Consider the following 13,398-nt stretch of genomic DNA (forward strand, 5'->3'; position numbering starts at 1 on the left):
AAGCGGCGGTGGCTCAGAAAATACGTTCCTGATGCACCCAAACGGCAGCTTCCACGCGGGATTTCAGCTTCATCTTTTTCAGCATATGCTTCACGTGCACTTTCACCGTGCTTTCGGTGATGTCCAGACGGCGGGCAATCATCTTGTTCGGCAGGCCTTGGGCAATCAGCTTGAGGATATCGCGTTCGCGTGGGGTCAACTGGTTGATGTCGCGATCCGACGTTGCGCGGTTAGCGCGCAGGCTGGCGGCCAGCACCGGCGTTAATGCTTCACTCAGCACCATTTCACCGGCGGCAGCCTGTTGCAGCGCCTTCAGCAGATCTTCGGGTTCCATATCTTTCAGCAGGTAGCCGTCGGCGCCGCGTTTGAGGGCGGTGACAACGTCTTCTTCATGATTCGATACGCTGAACACGACAACGCGCCCGGAGAGCGACTTTTCACGCAGCTTGTCGAGCGTTTCCAGACCGTTCATGCCGGGCATATTGAGATCGAGCAAAATCAGATCCGGATCGAGCGTTTCCGCCAGTTCAATACCTTGCTCGCCGTTGCTGGCTTCCCCGACGACCTGGATATCCGAGGCCATACTGACCAGCTGTTTAACGCCGGTACGCAGCATGGGATGGTCGTCAATGAGCAGGATGGTAGCCCGTTCCTGATTAGTCATGGATTTCTCCTTGGAGGGTTGAAAGCGATTTTTCGGGGATAAACGTGACCACGACTTCAGTGCCGCCGCTTTCACGACGGCGAACCTGGCAATCGCCGCGCAGGCTTTGTGCGCGATCACGCATAATAATAAGACCGTAGTGGTTGCTGCGCTCGGCGTGCATCGGCACGCCGCAGCCGTTATCCGCCACCACCAGTTTGACCTGATTGGCCTGCTGGGTGACCGTTACCTTCACTTCGCTGGCCTGCGCGTGTTTTAGCGCGTTGCTGAGCGCCTCGCGGGCAATTTGCAGGACGTGGATCGCCTGGTGTGACGGCACGTGGCGCGGCGGCAGCTGGTAATCCAGCTGGACCGGGAAGCCGAAGTGATTACTGTATTCCTGACAGCTGGCTTCCAGCGCCGGACGCAGACCTGACTCGGTCAGCTTCAGACGGAAGGTGGTTAACAGCTCGCGCAGCTGCGCCCAGGAGGTGTTCAGCTCGTTACGCACCTGGCCGAGCAGCTCGCGGCTCTCTGCCGAGGCGTTTTCGTTTTGCATCATTTGCAGACAGCTGATCTGCATTTTCATGCAAGAGAGCGACTGGGCAATAGAGTCATGCAGCTCACGGGCAATGGTCGCCCGCTCTTCCATCACGATCAGCTGCTGCTGGCGTTCGAGCTGTTTATCCAATGCCAGCGTCGACGTTAGCTGTTCGAGCAGCGTGTCGACTAACTGCTGCTGATCGTGGCTCAGTTCACGCCCGTGTGGCAGCGTGGCGAGCAGGATCCCGTACTGGTTGCGAGGGTCGGTGAGCCGCCATTTCAGCGTGACGCCGTCCGGCGCGGAGGCTTCTTCATCGCGCGGGCACAAATAACAGCCCCGGTCGTCGCATTCACGGCCGGAATGACAGCTGAATTCCTGATGGTTTTCCTCATCTTCGGTGTCGTAAACCCGCACTTCAATTTCCCGCAGCGGGGTGAGCGCCTGAAGGCCGTTCAACACTGGCGAAATGCGTTCACATAGCGGCGCGCTGGCGTGCAGGCGGCGGTTGGCCTGCCACAGGAAGGAGAGGATGGCGTTTTTCTGCTCCAGCCCGGCGGTTTTTTCCTGAACGCGCCGCTCCAGCGAGGCGTAGCTTTCGGCGAGCTCGGCGGACATATTGTTCAGCGCCATACCGAGGGTTGCCATCTCATTGCGCCCGCTGATTTGCGCGCGGTAGGTAAAATCACGATGGCTGATGGCTTCAGCCATACGCAGCAGCTGACGCCACGGATGCAGCAGCCGAGTACGCAGCCAGAAGACGGTAAAGATAAACAGCAGCGCCATGAAGAAGGCCATCAGGCGGTGCATCCATACCACGTGGGTAATACGTTCTTCCGTGGTGTGGTCAAAGACGGTCACCAGCTGATTGATACGACTCACGAAACCGGTCACGTCGTTCAGCACCTCATCCTGGCTGCGGGCGTTACGAATGTCCGGCGCCAGATGGCCCAGCCAGTATTGCTGTAACGACTTCAGCTGCGGCACCTGGCCGTCGCGCTCGGCTGCCAGCTGCAGCTCGGGGCTGAAGACGGTGCGCTGCATTTCATCAAATAACGTCTGGTCGCTCGGTTTTACCGGGATGGCCGCCAGCAGGCGATAGCTTTGCATACGCAGCGAACCGGCCTGGTTAATGGCGTGTGTGCTGCCCTGGAGACCGTTGACCAGGCGGGCAGAAATCATCATGCTTGCCACCCCGATAAGGGTTGATAGCAGGACGATGAGGGCCAGTTGATTCACCAGCGTGAGTGGTGTAAAAAAACGTTTAAACATTGTGCGATGCGGCTCCTGGCGGAAGACTCTCCGGCGAGTGGCGTTATTTTCGGCTATCGCCTGGAGTATACCCATGCCCCTAAAGGGTTACCCCTTTATTTCCATAATAGTAAAGCGCGGGTACGCGGAGGGGTAGCGACGTAACAGCCACGTGATAAAACAGGTTTTTTTGGGCATAAAAGCCTACTCCCTAAGGATGACGCTGTTTTTTTGCGCATTCTACAGCCAACTTTTCCTTTGATTTATATCAACTTACCTCACGGTGTAAACCCTAATGTGGCGGGGGTTAATATTAATAATCAGAGGTGTCTATGAGTCACTCCACTGCCCCCGAAAGGGCAACCGGCGCTGTCATTACCGACTGGCGTCCGGAAGATCCGGCGTTCTGGCAAGAGCGCGGCCATCGCGTCGCAAGCCGGAACCTGTGGATTTCAGTACCGTGCTTGCTGCTGGCGTTCTGCGTTTGGATGCTGTTCAGCGCCGTCGCGGTGAATTTACCGAAAGTGGGCTTCCAGTTTACCACTGACCAGTTGTTCATGCTGACGGCGCTGCCGTCGGTGTCCGGGGCGCTGCTGCGTGTTCCTTACTCCTTTATGGTGCCGATGTTCGGCGGCCGCCGCTGGACGGCATTCAGTACCGGAATCTTGATCATTCCTTGCGTATGGCTGGGCTTTGCGGTTCAGGATACGTCTACGCCATTTAGCACCTTTATTATTATCTCACTGCTGTGTGGTTTTGCGGGCGCTAACTTCGCTTCCAGCATGGCGAACATCAGCTTCTTCTTCCCGAAACAAAAGCAGGGCGGGGCGCTGGGCCTGAACGGCGGTTTGGGGAATATGGGCGTGAGCGTGATGCAGCTGGTGGCTCCACTGGCGATCTCGCTGTCCATCTTTGCCGCTTTCGGTAGTCATGGCGTACAGCAGCCGGACGGCTCCGAGCTGTTCCTGGCAAACGCCGCGTGGTTTTGGGTGCCGTTCCTGGCCATCTTCACCGTCGCGGCCTGGTTCGGGATGAACGAACTGGCGACGTCTAAGGCATCGCTGAAAGAGCAGCTGCCGGTGCTGAAACGCGGCCACCTGTGGATCATGAGCCTGCTGTATCTGGCGACCTTCGGTTCGTTTATCGGGTTCTCGGCGGGCTTTGCGATGCTGTCAAAAACCCAGTTCCCGGAAATTCAGATCCTGCATTACGCCTTCTTCGGCCCGTTTATTGGCGCACTGGCGCGTTCAGCGGGCGGGGCGATCTCTGACCGCCTGGGCGGCACGCGCGTGACGTTGATCAACTTCATTATGATGGCGGTATTCAGCGCGCTGTTGTTCATGACGCTGCCGAGCAACGGTGAAGGCGGTAACTTTATCGCGTTCTACGGCGTGTTCCTGGCGCTGTTCCTGACGGCCGGTCTGGGCAGTGGTTCTACCTTCCAGATGATTTCGGTTATTTTCCGTAAGCTGACGATGGATCGCGTGAAAGCCGAAGGCGGTTCTGAAGAGAAAGCGATGCGTGAAGCGGCGACCGATACGGCGGCAGCGTTGGGCTTTATTTCCGCCATTGGTGCGATCGGCGGGTTCTTTATTCCGAAAGCCTTCGGGACCTCGCTGGAATTAACCGGCTCACCGGCTGGCGCGATGAAAGTATTCCTCGTGTTCTATATTGTCTGCGTGATCGTCACCTGGGCAGTATACGGTCGTAAAGCAAAATAATAACCGCGACGGTTATTTGTGAAATAAAAGCGCGAGGGTTCGCGCTTTTATTTTATTCCCTCTTAGTTACAACATACTAATAACCGAATCTGTGCTTGTAGCCGCGTGCCCGTTGGGGGCCTTGCAGCGAGAGAGAAATACCTACCCCTTAATACCAGTGCGCTAAGTTGTAACAATACGAAACGCATAAAATTAATAAAATATCCTTAAAATACATAGTGTTAAAAAATAGGTGTTAATACCACCTTAGTGGTATGTGTGTTTTGCGTGGTGGTTGTTAAGCAAGAGCATCTTGATCGTTATCAATTCCCTTCATCTTTCAGCGCGTTACCTTCGCTGCAAATTCAGCAATGTCGACTTATCAGAGAGCCGTCAGGCTCCACACAGGAGAGACCCGATGAGTAAATTCCTGGACCGGTTTCGCTACTTTAAACAAAAGGGTGAAACATTTGCCGATGGGCACGGACAGATTCTAAATACCAACCGGGATTGGGAAGATGGATACCGCCAGCGCTGGCAGCATGACAAGGTGGTTCGTTCCACGCACGGCGTGAACTGCACCGGTTCCTGCAGCTGGAAAATCTACGTTAAAAACGGTCTGGTCACCTGGGAAACCCAGCAGACTGACTATCCGCGCACCCGCCCGGACCTGCCGAACCACGAACCTCGTGGCTGCCCGCGCGGCGCGAGCTATTCCTGGTACCTCTACAGCGCCAACCGCCTGAAATACCCGCTGATGCGTAAACGCCTGATGAAAATGTGGCGTGATGCGAAGAAACTGCACAGCGATCCGGTTGATGCCTGGGCCTCCATTATTGAAGATGCGGATAAAGCGAAAAGCTTTAAGCAGGCGCGTGGTCGCGGTGGTTTCGTTCGTTCCTCCTGGCAGGAAGTGAATGAGCTGATTGCGGCGTCTAACGTCTACACCGTAAAAACCTACGGCCCAGACCGTGTGGCAGGCTTCTCGCCAATTCCGGCGATGTCGATGGTCTCCTACGCCTCCGGCGCACGTTACCTTTCCCTGATTGGCGGTACCTGCCTGAGCTTCTACGATTGGTACTGCGACCTGCCGCCGGCTTCTCCGCAGACCTGGGGTGAGCAGACTGACGTTCCAGAATCAGCCGACTGGTATAACTCAAGCTACATCCTCGCCTGGGGTTCCAACGTTCCGCAGACGCGTACCCCGGATGCCCACTTCTTCACCGAAGTTCGCTATAAAGGCACCAAAACCGTTGCTATCACGCCGGACTACGCTGAAATCGCTAAACTTTGCGACCTGTGGTTAGCTCCGAAGCAGGGTACCGATGCGGCCATGGCGCTGGCCATGGGCCACGTGATGCTGCGTGAATTCCACCTCGACAAGCCGAGCCAGTACTTCACCGATTACGTTCGCCGCTATACCGACATGCCAATGCTGGTGATGCTGGAAGAGCGTGACGGCTTCTACGCCGCGGGCCGTATGCTGCGCGCAGCGGATCTGGTTGATGGCCTGGGCCAGGAAGAGCATCCAGAATGGAAAACCGTCGCCTTTGATGAAAAAGGTGAGATGATCGCGCCAAATGGTTCTATCGGTTACCGCTGGGGCGATAAAGGTAAGTGGAACCTCGAACAGCGCGACGGCAAAACCGGCGAAGAGGTTGAGCTGCGCCTCAGCCTGCTGGGCAGCCATGACGATGTTGCACAGGTTGGCTTCCCGTACTTTGGCGGCGACGGTACCGAACACTTCGCCAGCGTAGAACTGGAAAATATTCTGCTGCACAAACTGCCGGTGAAACGCCTGCAGCTGGCAGACGGCAGCACCGCGCTGGTGACCACCGTTTATGACCTGACCATGGCCAACTACGGCCTGGAACGCGGCCTGAACGATGAAAACTGCGCAACCAGCTACGAAGATATTAAAGCGTACACCCCGGCGTGGGCTGAGAAAATCACCGGTGTATCCAGCGCGCAGATCGTCCGTATCGCGCGTGAGTTCGCCGATAACGCCGATAAGACGCACGGTCGTTCGATGATCATCGTCGGTGCCGGTCTGAACCACTGGTACCACCTCGATATGAACTATCGTGGTTTGATTAACATGCTGGTGTTCTGCGGCTGCGTCGGTCAGAGCGGCGGCGGCTGGGCACACTACGTAGGCCAGGAAAAACTGCGTCCGCAGACCGGCTGGCAGCCGCTGGCGTTTGCCCTTGACTGGCAGCGTCCGGCTCGTCATATGAACAGTACGTCCTACTTCTATAACCACTCGAGCCAATGGCGCTATGAGTCGGTTACTGCACAGGAACTGCTGTCACCGCTGGCGGACAAATCTCGCTATACCGGTCACCTGCTGGACTTCAACGTGCGTGCTGAACGCATGGGCTGGCTGCCGTCTGCTCCGCAGTTAGGCACTAACCCACTGCGCATTGCCGATGAAGCGAAGAAAGCGGGTATGACCCCGGTGGACTACACCGTTAAAGCGCTGAAAGAAGGTTCTATCCGTTTTGCGGCTGAACAGCCGGAAAACGGTAAAAACCACCCGCGTAACCTGTTCATCTGGCGTTCTAACCTGCTGGGCTCTTCCGGTAAAGGTCACGAATACATGCTGAAGTACCTGCTGGGTACCGAGCACGGCATTCAGGGGCTGGATCTCGGCAAGCAGGGCGGCGTGAAGCCGGAAGAAGTGGAATGGCAGGATAACGGCCTCGACGGCAAGCTGGATCTGGTGGTGACGCTGGACTTCCGTCTGTCGAGCACCTGTCTGTACTCCGACATCGTGCTGCCTACCGCGACCTGGTATGAAAAAGACGATATGAATACTTCGGATATGCATCCGTTTATTCATCCGCTGTCTGCCGCCGTTGACCCAGCCTGGGAATCAAAAAGCGACTGGGAAATCTACAAAGGCATCGCGAAGACATTCTCCGAAGTCTGCGTGGGGCACCTTGGTAAAGAAACCGACGTTGTCACGCTGCCAATTCAGCACGACTCCGCTGCCGAACTGGCACAGCCGTTAGACGTGAAGGACTGGAAAAAAGGCGAATGCGACCTGATTCCGGGCAAAACCGCACCGCACATTATTCCGGTTGAGCGTGATTATCCGGCAACCTATGAACGCTTTACCTCCATCGGCCCATTGATGGAAAAAATCGGTAACGGCGGTAAAGGGATTGCCTGGAACACCCAGAGTGAAATGGATCTGCTGCGTAAGCTCAACTACACCAAGGCGGAAGGCCCGGCGAAAGGCCAGCCTAAGCTGGACACAGCAATCGACGCCGCAGAGATGATTCTGACTCTCGCCCCGGAAACCAACGGTCAGGTGGCAGTAAAAGCCTGGGCGGCGCTGAGCGAGTTTACCGGTCGTGACCACACGCACCTGGCGCTCAACAAAGAAGACGAAAAAATTCGCTTCCGCGATATTCAGGCGCAGCCGCGCAAGATTATCTCCAGCCCAACCTGGTCCGGTCTGGAAGACGAACACGTCTCTTACAACGCTGGCTATACCAACGTTCACGAGCTGATTCCATGGCGTACGCTGTCTGGTCGTCAGTCGCTGTATCAGGATCACCAGTGGATGCGCGACTTCGGGGAAAGCCTGCTGGTTTACCGTCCGCCTATCGACACCCGCTCGGTGAAAGAGGTGATGGGTAAGAAATCCAACGGTTACCCAGAGAAGGCGCTGAACTTCCTGACGCCGCACCAGAAATGGGGCATTCACTCTACCTACAGCGACAACCTGCTGATGCTGACCTTAGGTCGCGGCGGCCCGGTGGTGTGGATGAGTGAAGAAGATGCCAAAGAGATCGGTATTGAAGACAACGACTGGATTGAAGTCTTTAACAACAACGGTGCACTGACCGCGCGTGCGGTAGTCAGCCAGCGTGTACCGGCCGGCATGACCATGATGTACCACGCGCAGGAACGTATCGTGAACCTGCCGGGTTCAGAAATTACCGGTCAACGCGGCGGTATCCATAACTCGGTGACCCGCATTACGCCAAAACCGACCCATATGATCGGTGGCTATGCGCACCTGGCCTACGGCTTTAACTACTACGGCACCGTAGGTTCAAACCGTGATGAGTTCGTGGTGGTACGTAAGATGAAGAACATTAACTGGCTGGACGGCGAAGGCAATGACCAGGTACAGGAGAGCGTAAAATGAAAATTCGTTCACAAGTCGGCATGGTGCTGAATCTCGATAAATGCATCGGCTGTCATACCTGCTCAGTCACCTGTAAAAACGTCTGGACCAGCCGTGAAGGGACCGAGTACGCATGGTTTAACAACGTTGAAACCAAGCCGGGCACCGGTTTCCCGACCAACTGGGAAGATCAGGAAAAGTACAAAGGCGGTTGGATCCGTAAAATCAACGGCAAGCTGGTACCGCGCATGGGTAACAAAGCGCTGCTGCTGGGTAAAATCTTCGCCAACCCGCATCTTCCGGGTCTGGATGATTACTACGAGCCGTTTGATTTTGACTACCAGACGCTGCATAACGCGCCGGCTGATAGCAAGGCGCAGCCGATTGCACGTCCACGCTCGCTGATTACCGGCAAGCGCATGGACAAAATCACCAAGGGTCCGAACTGGGAAGACGACCTCGGCGGTGAGTTCGAGAAGCTGTCGAAAGACAAAAACTTCGAGAACATGCAGAAGGCAATGTACGGCCAGTTCGAAAACACCTTCATGATGTACCTGCCGCGCCTGTGCGAGCACTGCCTGAATCCGGCGTGTGTTGCTACTTGCCCGAGCGGTGCAATTTACAAGCGTGAAGAAGATGGCATCGTACTGATCGATCAGGATAAGTGCCGCGGCTGGCGTATGTGCATCACCGGCTGCCCGTACAAAAAAATCTACTTCAACTGGAAAAGCGGTAAATCGGAAAAATGCGTTTTCTGTTACCCACGTATCGAAGCCGGTCAACCGACAGTATGTTCTGAAACCTGCGTGGGCCGTATTCGTTACCTCGGCGTGCTGCTGTACGACGCGGATGCCATTGAAACCGCAGCCAGCACCGAGAACGAGAAAGACCTGTATCAGCGTCAGTTGGACGTGTTCCTCGATCCGAACGATCCGAAAGTGATCGAGCAGGCGCAGAAAGACGGTATCCCGCTGAGCGTGATTGATGCAGCACAGAAATCGCCGGTTTATAAAATGGCGATGGACTGGAAGCTGGCGCTGCCGCTGCACCCTGAATACCGCACGCTGCCGATGGTCTGGTACGTGCCGCCGCTGTCACCGATTCAGTCCGCCGCCGATGCGGGTGAACTGGGCAGCAACGGTATCCTGCCGGACGTTGAAAGCCTGCGTATCCCGGTTCAGTACCTGGCGAACCTGCTGACCGCAGGCGACACCCAGCCGGTGCTGCTGGCGTTGAAACGTATGCTGGCGATGCGCCACTTCAAACGTACGGAAACCGTCGATGGCGTTATCGATACCCGTGCGCTGGAAGAGGTGGGTCTGACCGAAGCCCAGGCGCAGGAAATGTACCGCTATCTGGCGATTGCTAACTACGAAGACCGCTTCGTGGTGCCAAGCAGTCACCGTGAACAAGCGCGCGAAGCGTTCCCGGAGAAAAACGGTTGTGGCTTTAGCTTCGGCGACGGCTGCCACGGTTCGGACAGCAAGTTCAACCTGTTCAACAGCCGTCGTATTGATTCTGTGGATGTGAGCAGCAAAACGGAGCCACACGCATGATTGAACTCGTGGTGATTTCACGTCTCCTTGAGTACCCGGATGCTGCCTTATGGCAGCATCAAGGCGAACTCTTTGACGTTCTGTCTGAATCAGAAAAACTGGAAAAAGCGGATGCCCAGGCTCTGGGCGTTTTCCTGCGCGATTTAACCGCGCAGGATCTGCTGGATGCTCAGGCTGCCTACAGTGAGCTGTTTGACCGCGGCCGTGCGACGTCGCTGCTGCTGTTCGAACACGTGCATGGCGAATCCCGCGACCGCGGGCAGGCGATGGTCGATCTGCTGAATCAGTACGAGCAGCATGGTCTGGTTCTCGACAGCCGCGAGCTGCCGGACCACCTGCCGCTGTATCTGGAGTACCTGGCGCAGCTGCCAGAGAGCGAAGCGATTGGCGGCTTGCAGGACATCGCGCCGATTCTGGCGCTGCTCTGCGCGCGTCTGCAACAGCGTGAGAGTCGTTATGCGGTGCTGTTTGAGCAGTTGCTGAAGCTTGCGAACAGCGCGGTTGATGAAGCGAAAGTGGCGGAAAAAATTGCCGACGAAGCGCGCGATGATACGCCTCAGGCGCTGGATGCGGTGTGGGAAGAAGAGCAGGTGAAATTCTTTGCCGACCAGGGCTGTGGTGACTCGGAAATTACTCACCACCAGCGTCGTTTTGCCGGTGCCGTGGCCCCGCAATATCTGAATATCTCTAACGGAGGACAGCAATAATGCACTTCCTGAATATGTTCTTCTTCGACATTTATCCGTACATTGCGGGTTCTGTCTTCCTGATTGGCAGTTGGCTACGTTACGACTACGGCCAGTACACCTGGCGCGCCGCGTCCAGCCAGATGCTGGATCGTAAAGGGATGAATCTCGCATCTAACCTGTTCCACCTTGGGATCCTGGGCGTGTTCGCCGGTCACTTCCTGGGTATGCTGACGCCGCACTGGATGTATGAAGCGTGGCTGCCGCTGGAAGTCAAACAGAAGATGGCGATGTTTGGCGGTGGCGCGGCTGGCTTGATGTGTCTGGTCGGCGGCGTGCTGTTACTTAAACGCCGTTTGTTCAGCCCACGCGTGCGTGCGACGACGACCGGTGCTGACATCCTGGTGCTTTCCGTGCTGGTTATCCAGTGTGCGCTGGGCCTGCTGACCATTCCGTTCTCGGCGCAACATATGGACGGCAGCGAGATGATGAAACTGGTTGGTTGGGCGCAGTCCGTGGTGACCTTCCACGGTGGTGCGTCTGCACACCTGGACGGCGTGGCGTTTATCTATCGTATGCACCTGGTGCTGGGGATGACGCTGTTCCTGCTGTTCCCGTTCTCGCGTCTGGTGCACATCTGGAGCGTGCCGGTCGAGTATTTGACCCGCAAGTATCAGATTGTTCGTGCGCGCCATTAATACGGCGTAGTGACGTGCTAAACCCCGCTTCGGCGGGGTTTTTTGTTTGTGCGGCCTGTGTTCCCCGGCGGCGCTGCGCTTGGCCGGGCTACAAATGCTTCGATATCCGTGTAGCCCGGCCAAGCGCAGCGCCGCCGGGATATATATGGCAAAGACGCAAGATAGAGCTAGAGAAATAAAAGAAATAACTGAGAAAGATTTGAATATTTAATCAGAGGAGATACTACCGAGAGAAGGTGGTGGTGGGGGAAGGATTACTCAGCGCTACGCGCTTCGCCCTTCGGGTCGTTGTCTGCGACAACGCTTTCTCGCTACGCTCGAATCGAACCTTAGTCGAAGCTTCTCATCCTTCCCCGCATGGGCAGAATACACAATTTTAGCGTTTTAATTAAATGAGATACTATCAGGAAGTGATGGTGGTGGGGGAAGGATTCGAACCTTCGAAGTCGATGACGGCAGATTTACAGTCTGCTCCCTTTGGCCGCTCGGGAACCCCACCAGGGGTAATTCACATTGTAGGTAAAGCTTGAAGATGGTGGTGGGGGAAGGATTCGAACCTTCGAAGTCGATGACGGCAGATTTACAGTCTGCTCCCTTTGGCCGCTCGGGAACCCCACCACTGGGGTAATGCTAGGTTTTACTGGCCTGCTTCCTTCTCGGGAAGCGGGGCGCATCATATCAAATGACGCGCCGCTGTAAAGCATTCGTTTGTCGAAAATGAACTGTTTGCCTGCTTTTTATCCGTAACGGGTTAAAGCTAATCAATTCATTTCGCTAACGATTAAAGAATAATCGTCCGGTTACCGTACACAAAGACGCGCTGCGCCAGCACCTGATAAAGCGCGCGGCTGAGCACGTTTTTTTCTACATCGCGCCCGGCGCGCATCATATCTTCTGCTGTATAGGTATGATCGACGTGAATCACATCCTGCATAATGATCGGACCTTCGTCCAGGTTATCGTTGACGTAGTGGGCGGTGGCACCAACGATCTTCACGCCGCGTTCATAGGCCTGGTGATACGGACGCGCGCCGATAAAGGCCGGCAGGAACGAGTGGTGAATATTGATGATTTTGTTCGGGAAGCGGGCAACAAACTCCGGCGTCAGCACGCGCATATATTTCGCGAGCACGACATAATCCGGCTGGTGGGCTTCAATGGCATCCGCCATCAGCTTGTCGTGCTCCTCGCGGGCAAGACCCTCGTGGCTGACCAGTTCGAACGGAATGCCAAAGCGTTCAACCAGCGAACGCAGCGTATCATGGTTGCCAATAACGGCAGCAATCTCAACGTCCAGGCCGCCGTAGTTCGCCTTCATTAACAAATCGCCCAGGCAGTGCGCCTCTTTGGTCACCAGAATCACGATACGGCGACGCCCGGCGGGATTCAGCTCGCGTACCGAACCTTCCGGCAGGGCGCTGTCCAGATCGGCCAGCAGGGTTGCATCGTTGAAGATCCCTTCCAGCTCGGTACGCATAAAGAAACGCCCGGTGCGGTGATCGACAAATTCATTGTTCTGCACGATGTTCAGTTCGTGTTTGTAACAGATATTGGTAATGCGCGCGATCAGGCCTTTCTGGTCAGGGCAGATTGTGCGTAAAACTTTTCGTTGGATGGAATGCATTGCCGGGTAAATCCTGTTGATGATGTTTGCGAAGCTGTTGCCGGGCCTACTGCCCGCAGCATTTTTTAAATTTCTTCCCTGAACCACAGGGGCAGGGATCGTTTCTGCCAATGACTGGCCGTGTGCCATCGATATAATACCACTGCCCGTTTTCTTTTAAGAATCGTGAACGCTCAATGATGGCGCCGTTCTTGTTATGTTCACGAAAACGGGCAACGAAGCTCACGAAGCCTTCGTCGGCGTGGCGGCCGTCTTCCTCGGCGAAAACGGTGAGCCCCAGCCATTCAGTATGGGCGAAACCGTTGCGAATGTCGTCGCGAAACGCGTCGGCCTGACAGGTGGGGTGCCAGGTTTTCACCAGATAATCTGCATCCTTCTTCACGAAGGCGCAATAGCGCGAACGCATAAGACTCGATGGGCTGGGGGCCGCGGCATTGCCAGACAGATAAGGCTGGCAACATAAGCTATACTCGAGAGCGCTCCCACAAGGGCAAAGTTCAGACAAAGAGATCTCCCTGATTCGATAAAATAACGGCGAGGTTTCGCCTGATTGCGATA

The 13,398-nt window shown here is 55.7% G+C and carries 9 protein-coding genes, 2 tRNA genes and 1 other RNA gene; 5 read left to right on the forward strand and 7 right to left on the reverse strand.

The window, feature by feature from the left end; all coding sequences use genetic code 11:
• Nucleotides 1-13: 13 nt before the first annotated feature.
• The gene (gene narL, locus H7R58_RS10430; protein ID WP_182928277.1) at nt 14-664 is read right to left on the reverse strand and encodes a two-component system response regulator NarL; all 651 of its coding nucleotides are present in this window, start codon (nt 662-664) and stop codon (nt 14-16) included.
• Complete coding sequence (narX, locus tag H7R58_RS10435) at nt 657-2,456, reverse strand: nitrate/nitrite two-component system sensor histidine kinase NarX (protein WP_182934716.1); 1,800 nt, start codon at nt 2,454-2,456, stop codon at nt 657-659. The genes narL and narX overlap by 8 nt, the downstream gene beginning before the upstream one ends.
• A gap of 311 nt (nt 2,457-2,767) precedes the next feature.
• On the opposite strand from narX, the gene H7R58_RS10440 reads away from it, so the two are divergent.
• The 5 genes from H7R58_RS10440 to narI all read left to right on the forward strand — a co-directional run bounded on the left by H7R58_RS10440 (nt 2,768) and on the right by narI (nt 11,216).
• On the forward strand, nt 2,768-4,156 hold the full coding sequence (locus H7R58_RS10440) for a NarK family nitrate/nitrite MFS transporter (protein WP_182934717.1): 1,389 nt from the start codon (nt 2,768-2,770) through the stop codon (nt 4,154-4,156).
• A 397-nt stretch (nt 4,157-4,553) separates the two neighbouring features.
• On the forward strand, nt 4,554-8,297 hold the full coding sequence (locus tag H7R58_RS10445; protein ID WP_182934718.1) for a nitrate reductase subunit alpha: 3,744 nt from the start codon (nt 4,554-4,556) through the stop codon (nt 8,295-8,297).
• Nucleotides 8,294-9,832 carry a nitrate reductase subunit beta gene (narH, locus tag H7R58_RS10450; protein WP_182929004.1) on the forward strand — a complete coding sequence of 513 codons (1,539 nt, stop codon included), beginning with the start codon at nt 8,294-8,296 and terminating at the stop codon, nt 9,830-9,832. Before H7R58_RS10445 ends, narH begins: the two co-directional genes overlap by 4 nt.
• The gene (gene narJ / locus H7R58_RS10455; RefSeq protein ID WP_182929003.1) at nt 9,829-10,539 is read left to right on the forward strand and encodes a nitrate reductase molybdenum cofactor assembly chaperone; all 711 of its coding nucleotides are present in this window, start codon (nt 9,829-9,831) and stop codon (nt 10,537-10,539) included. The genes narH and narJ overlap by 4 nt, the downstream gene beginning before the upstream one ends.
• A complete protein-coding gene (gene narI / locus H7R58_RS10460; RefSeq protein ID WP_035895580.1) occupies nt 10,539-11,216 on the forward strand; it encodes a respiratory nitrate reductase subunit gamma in 678 nt (225 codons plus the stop codon). The genes narJ and narI overlap by 1 nt, the downstream gene beginning before the upstream one ends.
• Nucleotides 11,217-11,453: 237 nt before the next feature.
• Here the strand turns inward: narI and H7R58_RS10465 are convergent.
• From H7R58_RS10465 to H7R58_RS10485, 5 genes are all read right to left on the reverse strand, one after another.
• Nucleotides 11,454-11,584: non-coding RNA, RtT sRNA (locus tag H7R58_RS10465), on the reverse strand.
• A 46-nt stretch (nt 11,585-11,630) separates the two neighbouring features.
• Nucleotides 11,631-11,715, reverse strand: a tRNA-Tyr gene (locus H7R58_RS10470).
• A gap of 34 nt (nt 11,716-11,749) precedes the next feature.
• Nucleotides 11,750-11,834 (reverse strand) — tRNA-Tyr (locus H7R58_RS10475).
• A gap of 163 nt (nt 11,835-11,997) precedes the next feature.
• On the reverse strand, nt 11,998-12,840 hold the full coding sequence (gene purU, locus H7R58_RS10480; RefSeq protein WP_106930781.1) for a formyltetrahydrofolate deformylase: 843 nt from the start codon (nt 12,838-12,840) through the stop codon (nt 11,998-12,000).
• Between the two features lie 46 nt (nt 12,841-12,886).
• Nucleotides 12,887-13,345, reverse strand: a complete 459-nt coding sequence (locus tag H7R58_RS10485) for a YchJ family protein (RefSeq protein WP_106930783.1) — start codon at nt 13,343-13,345, stop codon at nt 12,887-12,889.
• Nucleotides 13,346-13,398 lie beyond the last annotated feature (53 nt).

The organism is Klebsiella sp. WP4-W18-ESBL-05, from assembly GCF_014169075.1.
Lineage (GTDB): Bacteria > Pseudomonadota > Gammaproteobacteria > Enterobacterales > Enterobacteriaceae > Kluyvera > Kluyvera ascorbata_B.